General features: G+C 50.2%; 1 protein-coding gene. It reads left to right on the top strand.

Annotated elements, in window-relative coordinates; all coding sequences use genetic code 11:
• The coding region (locus L5876_RS14655) for a strawberry notch-like NTP hydrolase domain-containing protein (RefSeq protein WP_236957100.1) at nucleotides 1–281 on the top strand (281 nt) is incomplete at both ends.

Below are 281 nucleotides of genomic sequence, written 5' to 3'. Positions count from 1 at the left end.
AACCACAATCAGCAACGCACCAGAACCCTGTGGCTCAGCATCAGCAACCAACTGCTTGAATCAACTCGCCGCGACCTCAACGACCTGAATGCATCACACATCGCCCTGCATCAATTGAACGAATGGGATGTAAACGAAACAATCAATTTCGGTGACGGCGTCATCTTTTGCAGCTACAACACCTTGATCGCCAAGAGCAAGATCAGCGCCAAGACCCGAATGCAACAGCTCATTGAATGGCTCGGCGACGAAGGAGTAGTCATCTTCGATGAATGCCAAAG

Origin of the sequence: Hyphobacterium sp. SN044 (assembly GCF_021864465.1) — a bacterium.
Taxonomy (GTDB): Bacteria; Pseudomonadota; Alphaproteobacteria; order Caulobacterales; family Maricaulaceae; genus Hyphobacterium.
This window is presented reverse-complemented; position numbering and strand designations above follow the sequence as displayed.